At 75.4% G+C, this 14,770-nt stretch carries 13 protein-coding genes and 1 pseudogene; 11 read left to right on the forward strand and 3 right to left on the reverse strand.

Annotation, left to right across the window (positions count from 1 at the left end):
* Positions 1–77 precede the first annotated feature (77 nt).
* The 10 genes and pseudogenes from FKM96_RS14730 to deoC all read left to right on the forward strand — a co-directional run bounded on the left by FKM96_RS14730 (position 78) and on the right by deoC (position 9,476).
* Positions 78–1,658: an ABC transporter ATP-binding protein gene (locus FKM96_RS14730; protein ID WP_147795874.1), complete on the forward strand. Its 1,581-nt coding sequence runs from the start codon at positions 78–80 to the stop codon at positions 1,656–1,658.
* On the forward strand, positions 1,655–2,938 hold the full coding sequence (locus FKM96_RS14735) for an ABC transporter permease (protein WP_371300428.1): 1,284 nt from the start codon (positions 1,655–1,657) through the stop codon (positions 2,936–2,938). Before FKM96_RS14730 ends, FKM96_RS14735 begins: the two co-directional genes overlap by 4 nt.
* The gene (locus FKM96_RS14740; RefSeq protein ID WP_147795875.1) at positions 2,935–4,215 is read left to right on the forward strand and encodes an ABC transporter permease; all 1,281 of its coding nucleotides are present in this window, start codon (positions 2,935–2,937) and stop codon (positions 4,213–4,215) included. Before FKM96_RS14735 ends, FKM96_RS14740 begins: the two co-directional genes overlap by 4 nt.
* Before the next feature lie 171 nt (positions 4,216–4,386).
* Positions 4,387–4,743 (forward strand): cytidine deaminase, encoded by a 357-nt coding sequence (locus tag FKM96_RS14745; protein WP_233571700.1) that lies wholly within the window; start codon positions 4,387–4,389, stop codon positions 4,741–4,743.
* On the forward strand, positions 4,740–6,032 hold the full coding sequence (locus FKM96_RS14750; protein ID WP_147795877.1) for a thymidine phosphorylase: 1,293 nt from the start codon (positions 4,740–4,742) through the stop codon (positions 6,030–6,032). Before FKM96_RS14745 ends, FKM96_RS14750 begins: the two co-directional genes overlap by 4 nt.
* Before the next feature lie 181 nt (positions 6,033–6,213).
* Positions 6,214–7,206, forward strand: coding sequence for a hypothetical protein (locus FKM96_RS14755; RefSeq protein ID WP_147795878.1), 993 nt, complete (start codon positions 6,214–6,216; stop codon positions 7,204–7,206).
* Between the two features lie 202 nt (positions 7,207–7,408).
* On the forward strand, positions 7,409–7,630 hold the full coding sequence (locus FKM96_RS14760; RefSeq protein WP_147795879.1) for a hypothetical protein: 222 nt from the start codon (positions 7,409–7,411) through the stop codon (positions 7,628–7,630).
* An 83-nt stretch (positions 7,631–7,713) separates the two neighbouring features.
* Positions 7,714–8,319, forward strand: coding sequence for a hypothetical protein (locus FKM96_RS22300; RefSeq protein ID WP_371300429.1), 606 nt, complete (start codon positions 7,714–7,716; stop codon positions 8,317–8,319).
* Positions 8,320–8,354: 35 nt separating this feature from the next.
* Positions 8,355–8,699: pseudogene (locus FKM96_RS22305) on the forward strand (adenosine deaminase); the annotation flags it as partial.
* 102 nt (positions 8,700–8,801) lie between these two features.
* The gene (gene deoC / locus FKM96_RS14770) at positions 8,802–9,476 is read left to right on the forward strand and encodes a deoxyribose-phosphate aldolase (protein ID WP_147797143.1); all 675 of its coding nucleotides are present in this window, start codon (positions 8,802–8,804) and stop codon (positions 9,474–9,476) included.
* A gap of 98 nt (positions 9,477–9,574) precedes the next feature.
* Here deoC and FKM96_RS14775 read toward each other — a convergent pair whose 3' ends face one another.
* The 3 genes from FKM96_RS14775 to FKM96_RS14785 form a co-directional block, all read right to left on the reverse strand.
* A complete protein-coding gene (locus FKM96_RS14775; protein ID WP_147795880.1) occupies positions 9,575–9,925 on the reverse strand; it encodes a hypothetical protein in 351 nt (116 codons plus the stop codon).
* A 117-nt stretch (positions 9,926–10,042) separates the two neighbouring features.
* Positions 10,043–11,932, reverse strand: a complete 1,890-nt coding sequence (locus tag FKM96_RS14780; protein WP_147795881.1) for a phospho-sugar mutase — start codon at positions 11,930–11,932, stop codon at positions 10,043–10,045.
* A gap of 126 nt (positions 11,933–12,058) precedes the next feature.
* The gene (locus FKM96_RS14785) at positions 12,059–12,889 is read right to left on the reverse strand and encodes a purine-nucleoside phosphorylase (protein ID WP_147795882.1); all 831 of its coding nucleotides are present in this window, start codon (positions 12,887–12,889) and stop codon (positions 12,059–12,061) included.
* A gap of 457 nt (positions 12,890–13,346) precedes the next feature.
* On the opposite strand from FKM96_RS14785, the gene FKM96_RS14790 reads away from it, so the two are divergent.
* Complete coding sequence (locus tag FKM96_RS14790; protein ID WP_246855393.1) at positions 13,347–14,762, forward strand: NAD(P)H-quinone dehydrogenase; 1,416 nt, start codon at positions 13,347–13,349, stop codon at positions 14,760–14,762.
* Positions 14,763–14,770: the final 8 nt, after the last annotated feature.

Consider the following 14,770-nt stretch of genomic DNA (forward strand, 5'->3'; position numbering starts at 1 on the left):
GACCTTGCGGCTGTCTCCGGCCGTCCGGTTTGGCCTAGTGTGCGCAGCGACACGATCGACCGAAGGAGCAGTCCCACGTGAAGCTCGAGCTGCGGGGGATCACCAAGCGTTTCGGCGCCCTGGTGGCGAACGACCACATCGACCTGGTGGTCGAGCCCGGCGAGATCCACGCGCTGCTGGGCGAGAACGGTGCCGGCAAGAGCACCCTGATGAACGTGCTGTACGGGTTCTACGACCCGGACGAGGGCCAGATCCTCGTGGACGGGCGGGCCGTGGAGTTCGCCGGCCCGGGCGACGCGATGGCCGCGGGCATCGGCATGGTGCACCAGCACTTCATGCTGGTCCCGGTGTTCACCGTCGCGGAGAACGTCGTCCTCGGGTACGAGCCCGTCAAGGGCGGCGGCATGCTCGACCTGACCGCGGCGCGCCGCCGCGTCAAGGAGATCTCCGACCGGTTCGGGTTCGACGTCGACCCCGACGCCCTGGTCGAGGACCTCCCGGTCGGCGCGCAGCAGCGCGTCGAGATCATCAAGGCGCTGTCCCGGGACGCGAAGGTCCTGATCCTCGACGAGCCCACCGCGGTGCTGACGCCGCAGGAGACCGACGAGCTCATCGCGATCATGCGGCAGCTCAAGGCGGCGGGCACGTCCATCGTCTTCATCACGCACAAGCTCCGTGAGGTCCGCGCCGTCGCGGACCGGATCACGGTCATCCGCCGCGGCAAGGTCGTCGGCAGCGCACGGCCCGACGCCGCGGAGACCGAGCTCGCCTCGCTCATGGTCGGCCGGTCCGTCTCGCTCGGCGTCGACCGCGCGCCCGCGCAGGCAGGCGAGGTCGCCCTGCAGGTGCGGAACCTCTCCGTGCTCGACGAGGCCGGCGTGCGCCAGGTCGACGACGTGTCGTTCGACGTGGCCCGGGGCGAGATCGTGGCGGTCGCCGGCGTGCAGGGCAACGGCCAGACCGAGCTCACCGAGGTCATCCTCGGCCTGGAGCAGCCGGTCGCCGGGTCCGTCGTCCTCGACGGCACCGAGCTGGTCGGCCGCACGGTCAAGCAGGTGCTCGACGCCGGGGTCGGGTTCGTCCCCGAGGACCGGACCGAGGACGGCGTCGTCGCCGACTTCTCGGTCGCCGAGAACCTCATCCTCGACCTGTACGACCGCGCGCCGTTCGCCCGCGGCATCTCCCTGGACCCCAAGCGGGTCCAGGAGAACGCCGAGCGCCGGACCGTCGAGTTCGACGTCCGCACGCCGTCCACCGAGGCGCACGCCGGCACGCTGTCCGGCGGCAACCAGCAGAAGGTCGTCCTGGCCCGCGAGATGTCCCGCCCGCTGCGGCTGTTCATCGCGTCCCAGCCCACCCGGGGCCTCGACGTCGGGTCCATCGAGTTCGTGCACAAGCGGATCGTGCAGGAGCGGGACACCGGCACCCCGGTGCTCATCGTCTCGACGGAGCTCGACGAGGTGCTCGCCCTGGCGGACCGGATCGTGGTCATGTACCGCGGCCGGATCGTCGGCATCGTGCCCGGCGGCACCGACCGCGACGTGCTCGGCCTGATGATGGCCGGCGTCCCGCAGGCCGAGGCCGTGCAGCAGGCCGCGACCCACCACACCGTGCTCGGCGAGGCCGACATCGAGGCCTCCGAGGAGGAGAGCAAGTGAGCCAGGCGACCCCCGCCCCCGAGCAGCCGCCGGCCGGGTCCACCGCGCCGGCGCGCCGCGACGACGGCCTCGAGTCCCGCGCCCAGGGCGCGCTGCGGGAGATGCTGGAGAGCAGCTGGCTGGTGACGGTCGCCGCCCTGGTGCTCGCGCTCGTCATCTCCGGCGTGCTGATCGCGGCCGCCGACAGCGCCGTGCAGGACGCCGCGGGGTACTTCTTCGCGCGGCCGGCGGACTTCTTCTCGGCGGCCTGGGACGCCGTCTGGGGCGCCTACGTGGCGCTGTTCCAGGGCGCCGTCTTCGACCCGGGCGCCGCGACGTTCGCCCGCGGGATCCGCCCGATCACCGAGACGATGACCTGGTCCGTCCCGCTGATCCTCGCGGGCCTCGGCCTGGGCATCGGCTTCCGGGCCGGCATGTTCAACATCGGTGCGCAGGGCCAGATCATCCTCGGCGCGATCTTCGCCGGCTACATCGGCTTCGCCTGGGACCTGCCCCCCGTGCTGCACCTGCTGCTCGCGGTGATCGGCGGCGTCATCGGCGGCGGCCTGTGGGCCGGCATCGCCGGCTACCTCAAGGCCCGGACCGGGGCCAACGAGGTGATCGTCACGATCATGCTCAACAACATCGCGATCTACCTGGTGGGCTACCTGCTGACCACGTCGGCGTTCAAGCGCGGCGACAGCAACAACCCGGTGTCGCCCCCGATCGCCGAGAACGCGCTGTACCCGCAGCTGCTCGGCCCGCAGTTCCGGCTGCACCTCGGCTTCGTCGTCGCGATCCTCGCCGCCGTGTTCGTCTGGTGGCTGATGAACCGGTCGACGATCGGGTTCGCGTTCCGCGCGGTCGGGTCCAACCCGAGCGCCGCCCGCACCGCGGGCATCAACGTCAACCGCATGTACCTGCTGGTCATGCTCGTGGCCGGCGGCCTCGCCGGCATGGCGGGCACCGCGCAGGTGCTCGGGACCGAGAAGGTCCTCACCGCCGGCATCGCGGCCAGCTTCGGGTTCGACGCGATCACGGTCGCGCTGCTCGGCCGGTCCAAGCCGCTCGGCACCTTCTTCGCCGGCCTGCTGTTCGGCGCCCTGCGCGCCGGCGGGTTCGCGATGCAGTCCCGCACCGGCACGCCGATCGACATCGTGCTCGTCGTCCAGTCGCTCGTCGTGCTGTTCATCGCGGCGCCCCCGCTGGTGCGCGCGGTGTTCCGCCTCCCGTCCCCCCGCGGTCCCGGCGCCCAGCCGGCCGAGCTCGCCGCGCCCGTCGTCAAGGAGGCCGCCGCGTGAGCGCCGTCGCCGCCCCCGCCCCCGCGCGCGCCGCGGCGGGCAAGCCGCTGCCGCCGATCTCGTACAAGGTGCCGATCGCCTACGGCGCCGTCGCCGCGGTCGCGCTGCTCCTGTTCGGCATCCTGCCCGCCTCGGGCCGGGAGACCTCGTTCACCATGTTCGCGCCGGGGGAGAACATCGCGTTCTCCGTCCCGTCCAAGCTCACCGCGATCGTGCTCTGCCTGATCGCCCTCGGGCTCGCGGCCTGGTCGTTCCAGGCCGCGCGGACCCGCCGCAAGGTCGGCGTCTGGCTGCCCGCCGTCTACGCGGTCGCGCTGGTGTTCGCCCTGCTCACGTGGGCCGTGGCGGGCAAGGCGCAGCCGCTGCCCCTCACGAGCCTGCTGCAGGGGTCGCTGTTCCTCGCGGTTCCGCTGGTGTTCGGCGCCCTCGCCGGCCTGGTCAGCGAGCGGTCCGGCATCATCAACATCGCGATCGAGGGGCAGCTGCTGGCCGGCGCGTTCCTCGCCGCCGTGGTCGCGACCATCACGTCCAGCGCCTACGTCGGCCTGATCGCCGCGCCCATCGCCGGTGCCCTCGTCTCCGCCCTGCTCGTCGCGTTCGCGATCAAGTACGTGGTCGACCAGATCATCGTCGGCGTCGTGCTCAACGTGCTGGTCGTGGGCATCACGAGCTACCTGTTCTCCACCGTGCTCAAGGAGAACGCCGACACGCTGAACGCGCCGCCGCGCCTGCCGACGCTCGCGATCCCGGGGCTGTCGGACATCCCGATCATCGGCCCGGTGCTGTTCCGGCAGACGATCCTCGTGTACCTCATGTACGTCGTGGTGATCGTGCTGCAGGTCCTGGTGTTCCGCAGCCGCTGGGGCCTGCGCATGCGGGCCGTCGGCGAGCACCCGAAGGCCGCCGACACCGTCGGCATCAAGGTCAACCGCACCCGCGTGTGGAACACGCTGCTCGGCGGCGCCATCGCCGGCCTCGGCGGCGCGTTCTTCACGGTCGCGAACGGCCTGGCGTTCGGCAAGGAGATGACCGGCGGGAAGGGCTTCATCGCCCTCGCCGCGATGATCCTCGGCCGGTGGAGCCCGAAGGGCGCGCTGGCCGCGGCCCTGCTGTTCGGCTTCGCGGACAACCTGCAGGTGGTGCTCGGCATCATCGGCACGCCGATCCCGAGCCAGATCATGCTGATGACCCCGTACGTGGTGACGATCTTCGCGGTCGCCGGCCTGGTCGGCCGGGTGCGCGCGCCCGCCGCGGAGGGCATCGCCTACGTGAAGTGAGCACGTCACGACCGCCGTCGCCCGCGCAGGGCGGCGGCGGTCGTGCTTCACGGGCACACTCGGGAGCGTCCGAGCAGGTGCCGTGAGACGCCCCGGTCACCCGGGGAGAACAGGAGACCGGCTGTGCCGGAGATCGACTGGGACGCCCTGCGTGCCGCCGCCACCGAGGTGATGCACCGCGCGTACGTCCCGTACTCGAAGTTCCCCGTCGGCGTCGCGGCGCTGGTGGACGACGGCCGCGTGGTCGTCGGCTGCAACGTCGAGAACGCCTCCTACGGCCTGACCCTGTGCGCCGAGTGCGCGCTCGTGTCCGGGCTGCACGTGTCCGGCGGCGGGCGCCTCGTGGCGTTCGCCTGCGTGGACGCCCACGGGAACGCCCTCATGCCGTGCGGCCGCTGCCGCCAGCTCCTCTGGGAGCACGGGGGTCCCGACCTGCTCGTCGACACGGTGAGCGGGATCAAGCCGATGACCGAGGTGCTGCCCGACGCGTTCGGGCCGTCCGACCTGGTCGAGAGGAAGTCGCAGTGAGCACCGAGAAGTTCGACGCCGTCGACGTCATCGTCGCCAAGCGCGACGGGCACCGCCTGACCGACGCCCAGATCGACTGGGTCATCGACGCGTACACCCGCGGCGTCGTGGCCGAGGAGCAGATGTCCGCCCTCAACATGGCGATCCTGCTCAACGGCATGGACCGCGCGGAGATCTCGCGGTGGACCGCCGCGATGATCGCCTCCGGCGAGCGGATGGACTTCTCCGGCCTGCGCCGACCCACCGCCGACAAGCACTCGACCGGCGGCGTCGGCGACAAGATCACCCTGCCGCTCGCCCCGCTGGTGGCCGTGTTCGACGTCGCGGTCCCGCAGCTGTCCGGCCGCGGCCTCGGCCACACCGGCGGCACCCTCGACAAGCTCGAGTCCATCCCGGGCTGGCGTGCGGCGCTGTCGAACGACGAGATGATGGCGCAGCTCGACGGCCCCGGCGCCGTGATCTGCCAGGCCGGCTCGGGTCTCGCGCCCGCCGACCGCAAGCTCTACGCCCTGCGCGACGTCACCGGCACCGTCGAGGCGATCCCGCTCATCGCGTCGTCGATCATGAGCAAGAAGATCGCCGAGGGCACCGGCGCGCTGGTGCTGGACGTCAAGGTCGGCTCCGGGGCCTTCATGAAGGACCTGGACCGCGCCCGCGAGCTCGCGCGCACCATGGTCGACCTGGGCACCGACGCCGGCGTGAACACCGTCGCGCTGCTCACCGACATGTCGACGCCGCTCGGCCTCACCGCGGGCAACGCGCTCGAGGTCCGGGAGTCGCTCGAGGTGCTCGCGGGCGGCGGCCCGTCCGACGTCGTCGAGCTCACGGTGGCGCTGGCCGAGGAGATGCTGGCCGCCGCGGGTCGCCCCGGCGAGGACGTGCGGGCTGCACTGGCCGACGGCCGCGCGATGGACGTCTGGCGCCGGATGATCGAGGCGCAGGGCGGCGACGCCGACGCGACGCTCCCGGTCGCGCGGCACACCGAGCAGGTGCTGGCGCCCGCCGACGGCGTGCTGACCCGGCTCGACGCGTACGCGGTGGGCATCGCCGCGTGGCGCCTCGGCGCCGGCCGTGCGCGCAAGGAGGACCCGGTGCAGGCCGGCGCGGGCGTCGAGCTGCACGCCAAGCCGGGTGACGCGGTCCGCGCGGGGCAGCCGCTGCTGACCCTGCACACGGACACCCCGGAGCGGTTCGAGCGCGCGAAGGAGGCCCTGGAGGGCGGCTTCGACGTCGCGGCCGAGGCCGTGGCGCCGACCCCGCTGGTCCTGGACCGCATCGCGGCGTCCTGAGCGGCGCGGCGAGGCCCCGCAGCGCACGCGCGCTGCGGGGCCTCTCCGTACCGTCCAGGTCGCCGAGCGGGCAGCATATGTCCCTTCCGGGCCCGCGGTGGGGACATCGAGTGCCCACTCGACGAGGGGCGGACGGGTCGGTCGGGTGAGAATGGACGTTTGGCCGGAGAGGGGAGCGGGCGTGGGCGCGCGATCGGGGTGGCGCAGCGGGCAGCTGACGACGGTGCTGCGGGGGCTGCGTGGGCGGCTGGTGCCGCCGGCTCCGGGCGGCGGGGACGCCCGCGCCGCGGCCGACCGGACGGGCGGCCCGGCGGCGTCCCGCGTCGACGGCGTCGCGCTCGCCGCGGCCGCGGCCCGCGGCGCGCTGCCCGCGGACGCCCTCGACGGCCTGGACGCCCGGCGGCGCGCGCAGGTGCTCGCCCCGCTCGACGTGCCCGCCGGCCGCACGGTGCGCTGGGGCACCGCCGCCGCCCGCCAGGTCGACGGCACCACGTGCGGCGCGGCCGTGCTCGCCCTGCTCGCGGCCGCCGGCGACCCGCGGCTCGCGCTCTGGCTCGTGACCGGGCGGCTGCCCGAGGGGTCGCGCCCGCCCGAGCTCGCCGGCCTGGACCTGCCCGAGCCCGCCGACCCGCACCACCCCGACGCCCCGACCTGGTTCCGCACCCCGGACGGCCGGGTCGTGCACGCCTCGGCCACCGGGGAGGAGGCCGCGGCGGCGCGCTGGGGGCTGCTCCAGGCGGCGCTGCACCGGCGCAGCACGGCCCGGGGGCTCCTCGGCGTCCTGCCGTGGCCGCGCTCGCTCGGCACACCGCCGTGGGGCGCCGCGCGCCTGGCCCGGTTCCCGGGTGTGCGGTATCGGTCGGTGCTGGTCGACGACACCCGGACCGCGGAGGTCGACGACCTGCTCGCGCGGGTCGACCACGCGCTGGACCGCGGGATCCCCGTGCCGCTGTACTCGGGCGGCGACCTGTCGGGCGGCCTCGGGGCCGCGGTCCCGCGGCACGTGGTCCTGGCCGTCGGGCGCTCGGGCGACGGCTACCGGGTCTACGAGCCGGGGGCCGGGGCGGTGCTGCCGCTGCCACGCGCGGCGCTGCGCTCCCCGTCCGGCCCGGTGCCGGCGCTCGGACACTGGACCCACCTGGCCTGGGCGCTCCTCCCGACCCCGGCCCGCTGACGCCGCGGCCGCTCGTCCGCGTGGCCGAGGTTGCGCAACCCGTCGGTTTCAGACGACGCGAGGCCCGGGCCCCCGGGGGCGCGCGTGCCCGGCCCGTGGAGCGGGCGGGCGTTCGCGCACGGCGATCCCGGCCGGCCTGGCGGGACGCGCGGGTCGGGGACACGATGGGGGAGTACCCCTGCCGCCGACCGGAGGAGTGGCCATGAGCACCGTTCCCGGCGACCGGACCTGGCGCGACGCCGGGCTCGTCGAGCCCGCGCTGACCGACCTGCCGGAGGTCCGGCCCGACGACGACAGCGACGCCCGCGACGGCGCCTACGAGCCCGACGACCCCCGACCCGACCTGGTCGGCGAGGCCGACCCGGGCGACGTCGCCGAGCAGAAGACCCCCGTCCCCGAGGACGAGCGCGACGACTACCCCTGAGGTCTCCCGCGCCGCGGACGGGCCACCCGGGCGCCCGGCTCCCCGATGCGGGGTTCCGGGCACCCGGCCACTACGGTGGGCGCATGACCGTGACCTTCGAGCAGATCGTCGCGCTGCCCAAGGTCCTGCTGCACGACCACCTCGACGGGGGCGTGCGCGCGCAGACCGTCGTGGAGCTCGCGGAGAAGGTCGGGCACGAGCTGCCGACGACCGACCCGGGCGCGCTGGCGGCCTGGTTCCGGGACGCCGCGGACAGCGGCAGCCTCGAGGCGTACATCGCGACGTTCAGCCACACCCTGGCCGTCATGCAGCGGCCCAAGGCCCTGCGCCGGGTCGCGCGCGAGGCGGTGCTGGACCTGGCCGCCGACGGCGTCGTGTACGTCGAGGAGCGGTTCGCCCCCGAGCTGCACCAGGAGGGCGGGCTGTCGCTCCAGCAGGCCGTGGACGCCGTCCTGGAGGGGCTCGCCGAGGGCGAGGCCGAGGCCGCCGCGGACGGCCGCCCGATCCGTGCCCGCCTGCTGCTGTGCGCCATGCGCCAGTCCGACCGCGCCGACGAGATCGCCGCCCTGGCGCTCGCCAACCGGGACCGCGGCGTCGTCGGCTTCGACATCGCCGGGCCCGAGGCGGGCTTCCCGGCGAGCGCCCTGGGCGCCGCCTTCGCGCAGCTGCGTACCGCCCGTTCCCCGTGACCGTGCACGCCGGCGAGGCCGCGGGCCGCGACTCGATGGACGAGGCGGTCGACGTGGGCGCCCTGCGCCTGGGCCACGGCGTGCGGCTGGTCGACGACATCCGGCACGACGACGACGGCGCGCCGGTGCTGGGCCGCCTGGCGCACTGGGTCCGGGACCGCGGCATCGCCCTCGAGGTGTGCCCGACGTCGAACCTGCAGACCGGTGCCGCCGCGTCGATCGCCGAGCACCCGGTCACGACCCTGCTGCGGCTGGGGTTCGCCGTCACGGTGAACACCGACAACCGCCTGCAGTCCCGCACCGGCCTCAGCCGCGAGCTGCACCTGCTCGTCACCGAGGCGGGCTGGACCCTCGACGACGTGCGGACGGTCACCCTGACCGCCGCCCGCCACGCGTTCGTCCACGCGGACGAGCGCCAGGACCTCATCGACCGGGTCATCGTCCCCCGGTCACGCACCGACCGGAACAGGAAGGCACCGCGCATGACCCAGTCCCTCGACGCCGCCGCGCTGGCGCAGTTCGTCGACCACACGCTGCTCAAGCCCGAGGCGACCCGCGCGGACGTCGAGGCGCTCGTGACGGAGGGCGCGTCGCTCGGCGTGTACTCCGTGTGCGTCTCGCCGTCGTTCCTGCCGCTGGACGCGCAGGGCCTCAAGATCGCCACCGTGTGCGGCTTCCCCTCGGGCAAGCACCACAGCGACGTCAAGGCCGCCGAGGCCGCCCGCTCCGTCGCCGACGGCGCGGACGAGGTCGACATGGTCATCGACGTCGGTGCCGCCAAGGAGGGCCGGTTCGCCGACGTGCAGGCCGACATCGCTGCCGTGCGCGCCGCCACCCCGGCGCCCGTCGTGCTCAAGGTCATCATCGAGTCGGCCGCGCTGAGCGACCACGAGATCGTCGAGGTCTGCCGGGCCGCCGAGGCCGCGGGCGCCGACTTCGTGAAGACCTCGACCGGCTTCCACCCCGCCGGCGGCGCCTCCGTGCACGCCGTCGAGATCATGAACGCCACGGTCGGCGGTCGCCTCGGCATCAAGGCCTCGGGCGGCATCCGCACCACGGCCGACGCCCTCGCGATGATCGAGGCGGGCGCGACCCGGCTCGGCCTGTCCGGCACCGCCGCGGTGCTCGGCGGCTTCGAGGCGGACGGCGGGTACTGAGCCCCGGCGCGCACGCGCACGCTCGAGCGACGGCCCGTCACCCCGGCAGCGGGGGGCGGGCCGTCGGCGCGTCCGGGGCCGACGCGGGTGGAATGCGGTCAGGGTGCCGCGGCCGCGTGCGCCGCCCACCCCGCGGCGCCCACGGCGAGGGGCAGCAGCCACGCCGCACGGGGCCACCGGCGGCCGAGCAGGACCGCGAGTGCCGCCGCCCCGGCCGCCGCGGCCAGCAGCGCGCCGGTGAGGCGCAGCCCGTGCGCCCGTGCGCCCCCGGCCGAGCACCACCAGGGCACCGGGAGCACCGCCGGGCACATCAGGTCCGGCGGCAGTCCCAGAACCGCGGGCCACAGCGCCGCGACGCCCGCCCCGGCGACGAGGGCGATCGCGAGCAGCGGCCCGGCGACCGCACGCGCGGCGGCGGTCCGAGCGGCGGCGGGGGTCGCGCTGTCCACACCGGCACCGTAGCGGGGCGGTCCGGTGCGGCGGGCGCCGTGCGCACCGACGACGACGGCCCGCCCCCGATCGGGGGACGGGCCGCTACCTCGTCCCGCCGCCGAGGCGGCAGGTCGTCAGAGCCCCAGCGCCGCCGCCACGTCCGCGCGCACCGCGTCGAGCCGCGCCCGCGCGGCCACCCGCGCCTCGCCGACCGCCGCGACCGAGGCGTGCTCCTCGACCGGCACGACGACCTCGAGGTAGCACTTCACCTTCGGCTCGGTGCCGGAGGGCCGGACGATGACCCGGGTGTCGTCCTGGGTGAGCAGCCGGATGCCGTCGGTCGGGGGCAGGCCCTCGCGGTCGGCGTCCGACCCGGCGGCCAGGTCGACGACGGCCAGGACCGGCGAGCCCGCGAGGACGACCGGCGGGTGCTCGCGCAGCCGCTGCATGGTCTCGGGGATCTGCGACAGGTCGGTGAACCGGGCCGACAGCTGGTCGGTGAGGTGCAGGCCGTGCTGCCGGGCGAGGTCGTCCAGGACGTCGACCGGGGCGCGGCCCTCGGCCTTGAGGCGGGCGGCCAGGCCGGCGAGGGTCAGGGCGGCGGAGATGCCGTCCTTGTCCCGCACGTGCGCCGGGTCGACGCAGTAGCCGAGGGCCTCCTCGTAGCCGTACACGAGGCCCTCGACGCGGGAGATCCACTTGAATCCCGTGAGCGTCTGGGCGTGCCGGAGGCCGGCGTGCGCGGCGATCCGGCCGAGCAGCCGGGACGACACGATCGAGTTGGCGAGCACGGGGGCGTCGTCCGCCACCGGCGCGCCCGCCGTGCCGAGCCGGGAAGCCGTCACGCTGCCGAGCAGCGCGCCGGTCTCGTCGCCGTGCAGCATCCGCCAGCCGTCGGAGCCCGCGGAACCGGCGCTCATGTGCGTGCGAGCCCGCGGGTCGATCACGGCCGCGCCGCAGCGGTCGGCGTCGGGGTCGAGGGCGATGACCAGGTCGGCCTGCACCTCGGCGGCGAGCGCCACGGCCAGGTCGATCGCGCCGGGCTCCTCGGGGTTCGGGAACGCGACGGTGGGGAAGTCGGGGTCGGGCTCGGCCTGGAGCGTCACGACGTGCACGTCGGTGAAGCCCGCCTCGGCGAGCACCCGGCGGGCGGTGCCGCCGCCGACGCCGTGCATCGGGGTGAGCACGACGCGCAGGGCGGCGTGCCGGGCGCGGGCCTCGTCGGACAGGTCGGCGAGGCCGAGCACCTCGGCGACGTAGGCGTCGACGATCTCGGGGCCGACCGACGACCAGCCCTCGGCGGCGCGCGGCACGGCGGCGACCGACGGGACCCGCGCGATCTCCGCGGCGATGGCGCCGTCCATCGGCGGGACGATCTGCGCGCCCTGGCCGGAGTCGGTGACGACCCGGCCGCCGAGGTAGACCTTGTAGCCGTTGTCCTGCGGCGGGTTGTGGCTCGCGGTGACCATGACGCCCGCGTCGGCGCCGAGGTGCCGGACGGCGAACGCCAGGACCGGCGTCGGCAGGTACGGCGGCAGCATGACGACCTCGATGCCGACGGCGGTCAGCACCGCGGCGGTGTCGCGCGCGAAGTCGACGGAGCCGTGCCGGGCGTCGTGGCCCACGACCACGCGCGGCGCGGGGGACACGCCCTCGAGCTCGCCGAGCAGGTAGGCGCCCAGGCCGGACGCGGCGCGGATGACGACCGCGCGGTTCATCCGGTGGGGGCCGCCCTCGACGGCGCCGCGCAGGCCGGCGGTGCCGAACTGCAGCAGGCCCTGGAACCGGTCGGCCAGGTCCTCGCGTGCCTCGCGCACGTCGGTGGCCGACTGCTGGTCCTCGGGGGAGGCGCCGCCGGAGACGGACGGCTCGCCGGCCTCGGCGCGGTCGAGCAGCGTGGTCAGCTCCGCCGCGGTGCGCGGGTCGGGGTCGTCCGCGATCCACTCGCGGACCCGGCCCGCCAGCTCCGCCCAGGCGTCGCCCTGCTCCGTCACGTCCGCGCCGGTCTCGGTGCGCTCGGTCATCCGTCTGCCGTCCTCCCCGGGGCGCCCCGCCCCGACCTCGCTGCCTGCTGCGCGGCGCTGGGGCCGCGGTGGTGCCGTGCTGGGCGCCGCGCCGCCGCGGGGACCCCGGGCGGCGCGGCGCGTCGATCAGATGCGGCCGACGATGTCCGCCAGCAGCCGGCTGATCCGCGGGCCCGCGGCGGCGCCCGCCTCGAGCACCTCGGCGTGCGACAGCGGCTCGTCGCCGACGCCCGCCGCCAGGTTGGTGACCAGGGAGATGCCGAGCACCTCCATGCCGACGTGCCGCGCCGCGATGGCCTCGATGGTGGTGGACATGCCGACCAGGTCGCCGCCCATGATCCCGGCCATCTTCACCTCGGCCGGGGTCTCGTAGTGCGGGCCGCGGAACTGCACGTAGACGCCCTCGTCCAGCGACGGGTCGACCTCGCGCGCCACGTCGCGGAGCCGGCCGGCGTACAGGTCGGTGAGGTCGACGAACGTGGCGCCCTCCAGCGGGGACACGGTCGTGAGGTTGATGTGGTCCCGGATCAGCACCGGGGTGCCCGGGCCCAAGGCCGGGTTCAGGCCGCCGCAGCCGTTGGTGAGCACGACGGTGGAGCAACCGGCGGCCGCGGCGGTGCGGACGCCGTGCACGACGCGGCGCACGCCCTTGCCCTCGTACAGGTGGGTGCGCGAGCCGAGCACGAGCGCGTGCTTGCCGGTCGCGGCGATCTTGACGGAGCGGATCGTGCCGACGTGGCCGACGACGGCCGGCGCGGCGAAGCCCGGGACGTCGGGCGCGGCGATCTCGGCGACGGTCTCGCCCAGCAGGTCGGCGGCGCCGCCCCAGCCGGAGCCCAGCACCAGCGCGACGTCGTGCTGCTCCACCCCGGTCGCCTCCGCGAGGTACGCGGCGGCGTCGGCCGCGACGGCCAGCGGGTCGGTGGTCAGGTCGTCGAGACGGGCGTCGTCGGCCATGCGGGTGCTCCTCGCGGTGCGTGCGGCGGTGGTGGTGCGGGTCGGTGCGGGTGGCGACCCGACGCGCGGGACACGTGCGGTCGCAACGGTCGAGCGTACCGGCCGCACCCGCCGCGCAGGACCCCGGAAGGTCCCGCACCGCGCGGTCGCCTCCTCGCCGAGATGGCAACTCTCGACTGCGCCGGCGCCCCCGCGCACAGTCGAGAGTTGCCATCTCGACGAAAGGAGGGTGCGGGAGCGGGCGGGGCGTGGCGCGAGGTGCGTCCGCGGCGCGAACCGGGAAGATGGTCCCGTGACGTCGTCGACACCCACCCCCGCGCCCGCCGACCCCGCCGCGACCACCCCCGCCGCGGCCGACGCCCCCGACGCCGCGGCGGCCCCGCCCGCCTCCTCGACCAGCAGCGCCGCCGCACCCGCGCCCGGCCCCGCCGACGACGGTCGGCCCGCGCCGCGCGTCGTGGTCGTCGGCGGCGGTCCCGGCGGCTACGAGGCCGCCCTGGTCGCGCGCCGGCTCGGGGCCGAGGTGACCGTCGTCGAGCGGTCCGGGCTCGGCGGCGCCGCCGTGCTCACCGACGTGGTCCCGTCGAAGACGCTGATCGCCACCGCGGAGTGGATGACGATCGCGGAGCGCGCACCGGACCTGGGCATCCGCCTGGACGTGCCCGCGGGCCCCGGCGAGGACGCGGACCCCGCCCACGACACCGGCCGCAGCCGCCGGCACAGCATCGACCTGGCCGCGGTGAACGCCCGGGTGCGGGACCTGGCGCTGGCGCAGTCGCACGACATCCGCACCCGGCTGGAGCGCGAGGGCGTGCGCGTGGTCATCGGCCACGGGCGGCTCGACGGCCCGGAGCGGGTCGTGGTCACCGGCGACGCGGAGGAGACGCTCGACGCCGACGTCGTCCTCCTGGCGACCGGCGCGACGCCCCGCACACTGCCCGACGCGCAGCCCGACGGCGAGCGCATCCTCACCTGGACGCAGCTCTACCACCTGGACGCGCTGCCGGAGCGGCTGATCGTGGTGGGCTCGGGCGTGACCGGCGCCGAGTTCGCCGGGGCCTACGTGTCGCTCGGCTCGCAGGTCGTCCTGGTGTCGAGCCGGGACCGGGTGCTGCCGGGCGAGGACGCCGACGCCGCGACGATGCTCGAGGACGTGTTCCGGACCCGCGGCATGGAGGTCGTCGGGCGCTCGCGCGCGCAGGCGGCCCGGCGGACCGAGGACGGGGTGGTCGTGACCCTGGCGGACGGCCGGGAGATCCACGGCTCCCACGTGCTGCTGGCGGTCGGGTCGATCCCCAGCACCGAGGGCCTCGGCCTCGCGGAGTCGGGTGTGCGCACCACGCCGTCGGGGCACATCGAGGTCGACAAGGTGTCCCGCACCTCGGCGCGCGGCGTCTACGCGGCCGGCGACGTGACCGGCGTGCTGCCGCTGGCGTCGGTCGCGGCGATGCAGGGGCGGATCGCGATGTCGCACGCGCTCGGCGACGCGGTGGCGCCGCTGAAGCTGCGCGGGGTGGCGGCGAACATCTTCACCGCCCCGGAGATCGCGACCGTCGGGCTGAGCGAGACGGCGCTGATCGAGCGGGACGCGCACTTCGTCACGCACACGCTGCCGCTGGCCCGGAACCCGCGCGCCAAGATGCTCGGCGTCCGCGACGGCTTCGTGAAGCTGTTCGCGCACTCGACGGCGGGCACGGTGCTCGGCGGGGTCGTGGTGGCGCCGCGCGCCTCGGAGCTGATCTTCCCGATCACGCTCGCGGTGTCGCACAGCCTGACGGTCGACGACGTGGCGAACGCGTTCACGGTGTACCCGTCGCTGTCGGGGTCGATCGGCGAGGTGGCCCGGGTGCTGCACCGGACCGACCAGGGCTGAGCCCCGGG

It is taken from the genome of Cellulomonas sp. Y8, from assembly GCF_008033115.1.
Taxonomy (GTDB): Bacteria; Actinomycetota; Actinomycetes; order Actinomycetales; family Cellulomonadaceae; genus Cellulomonas.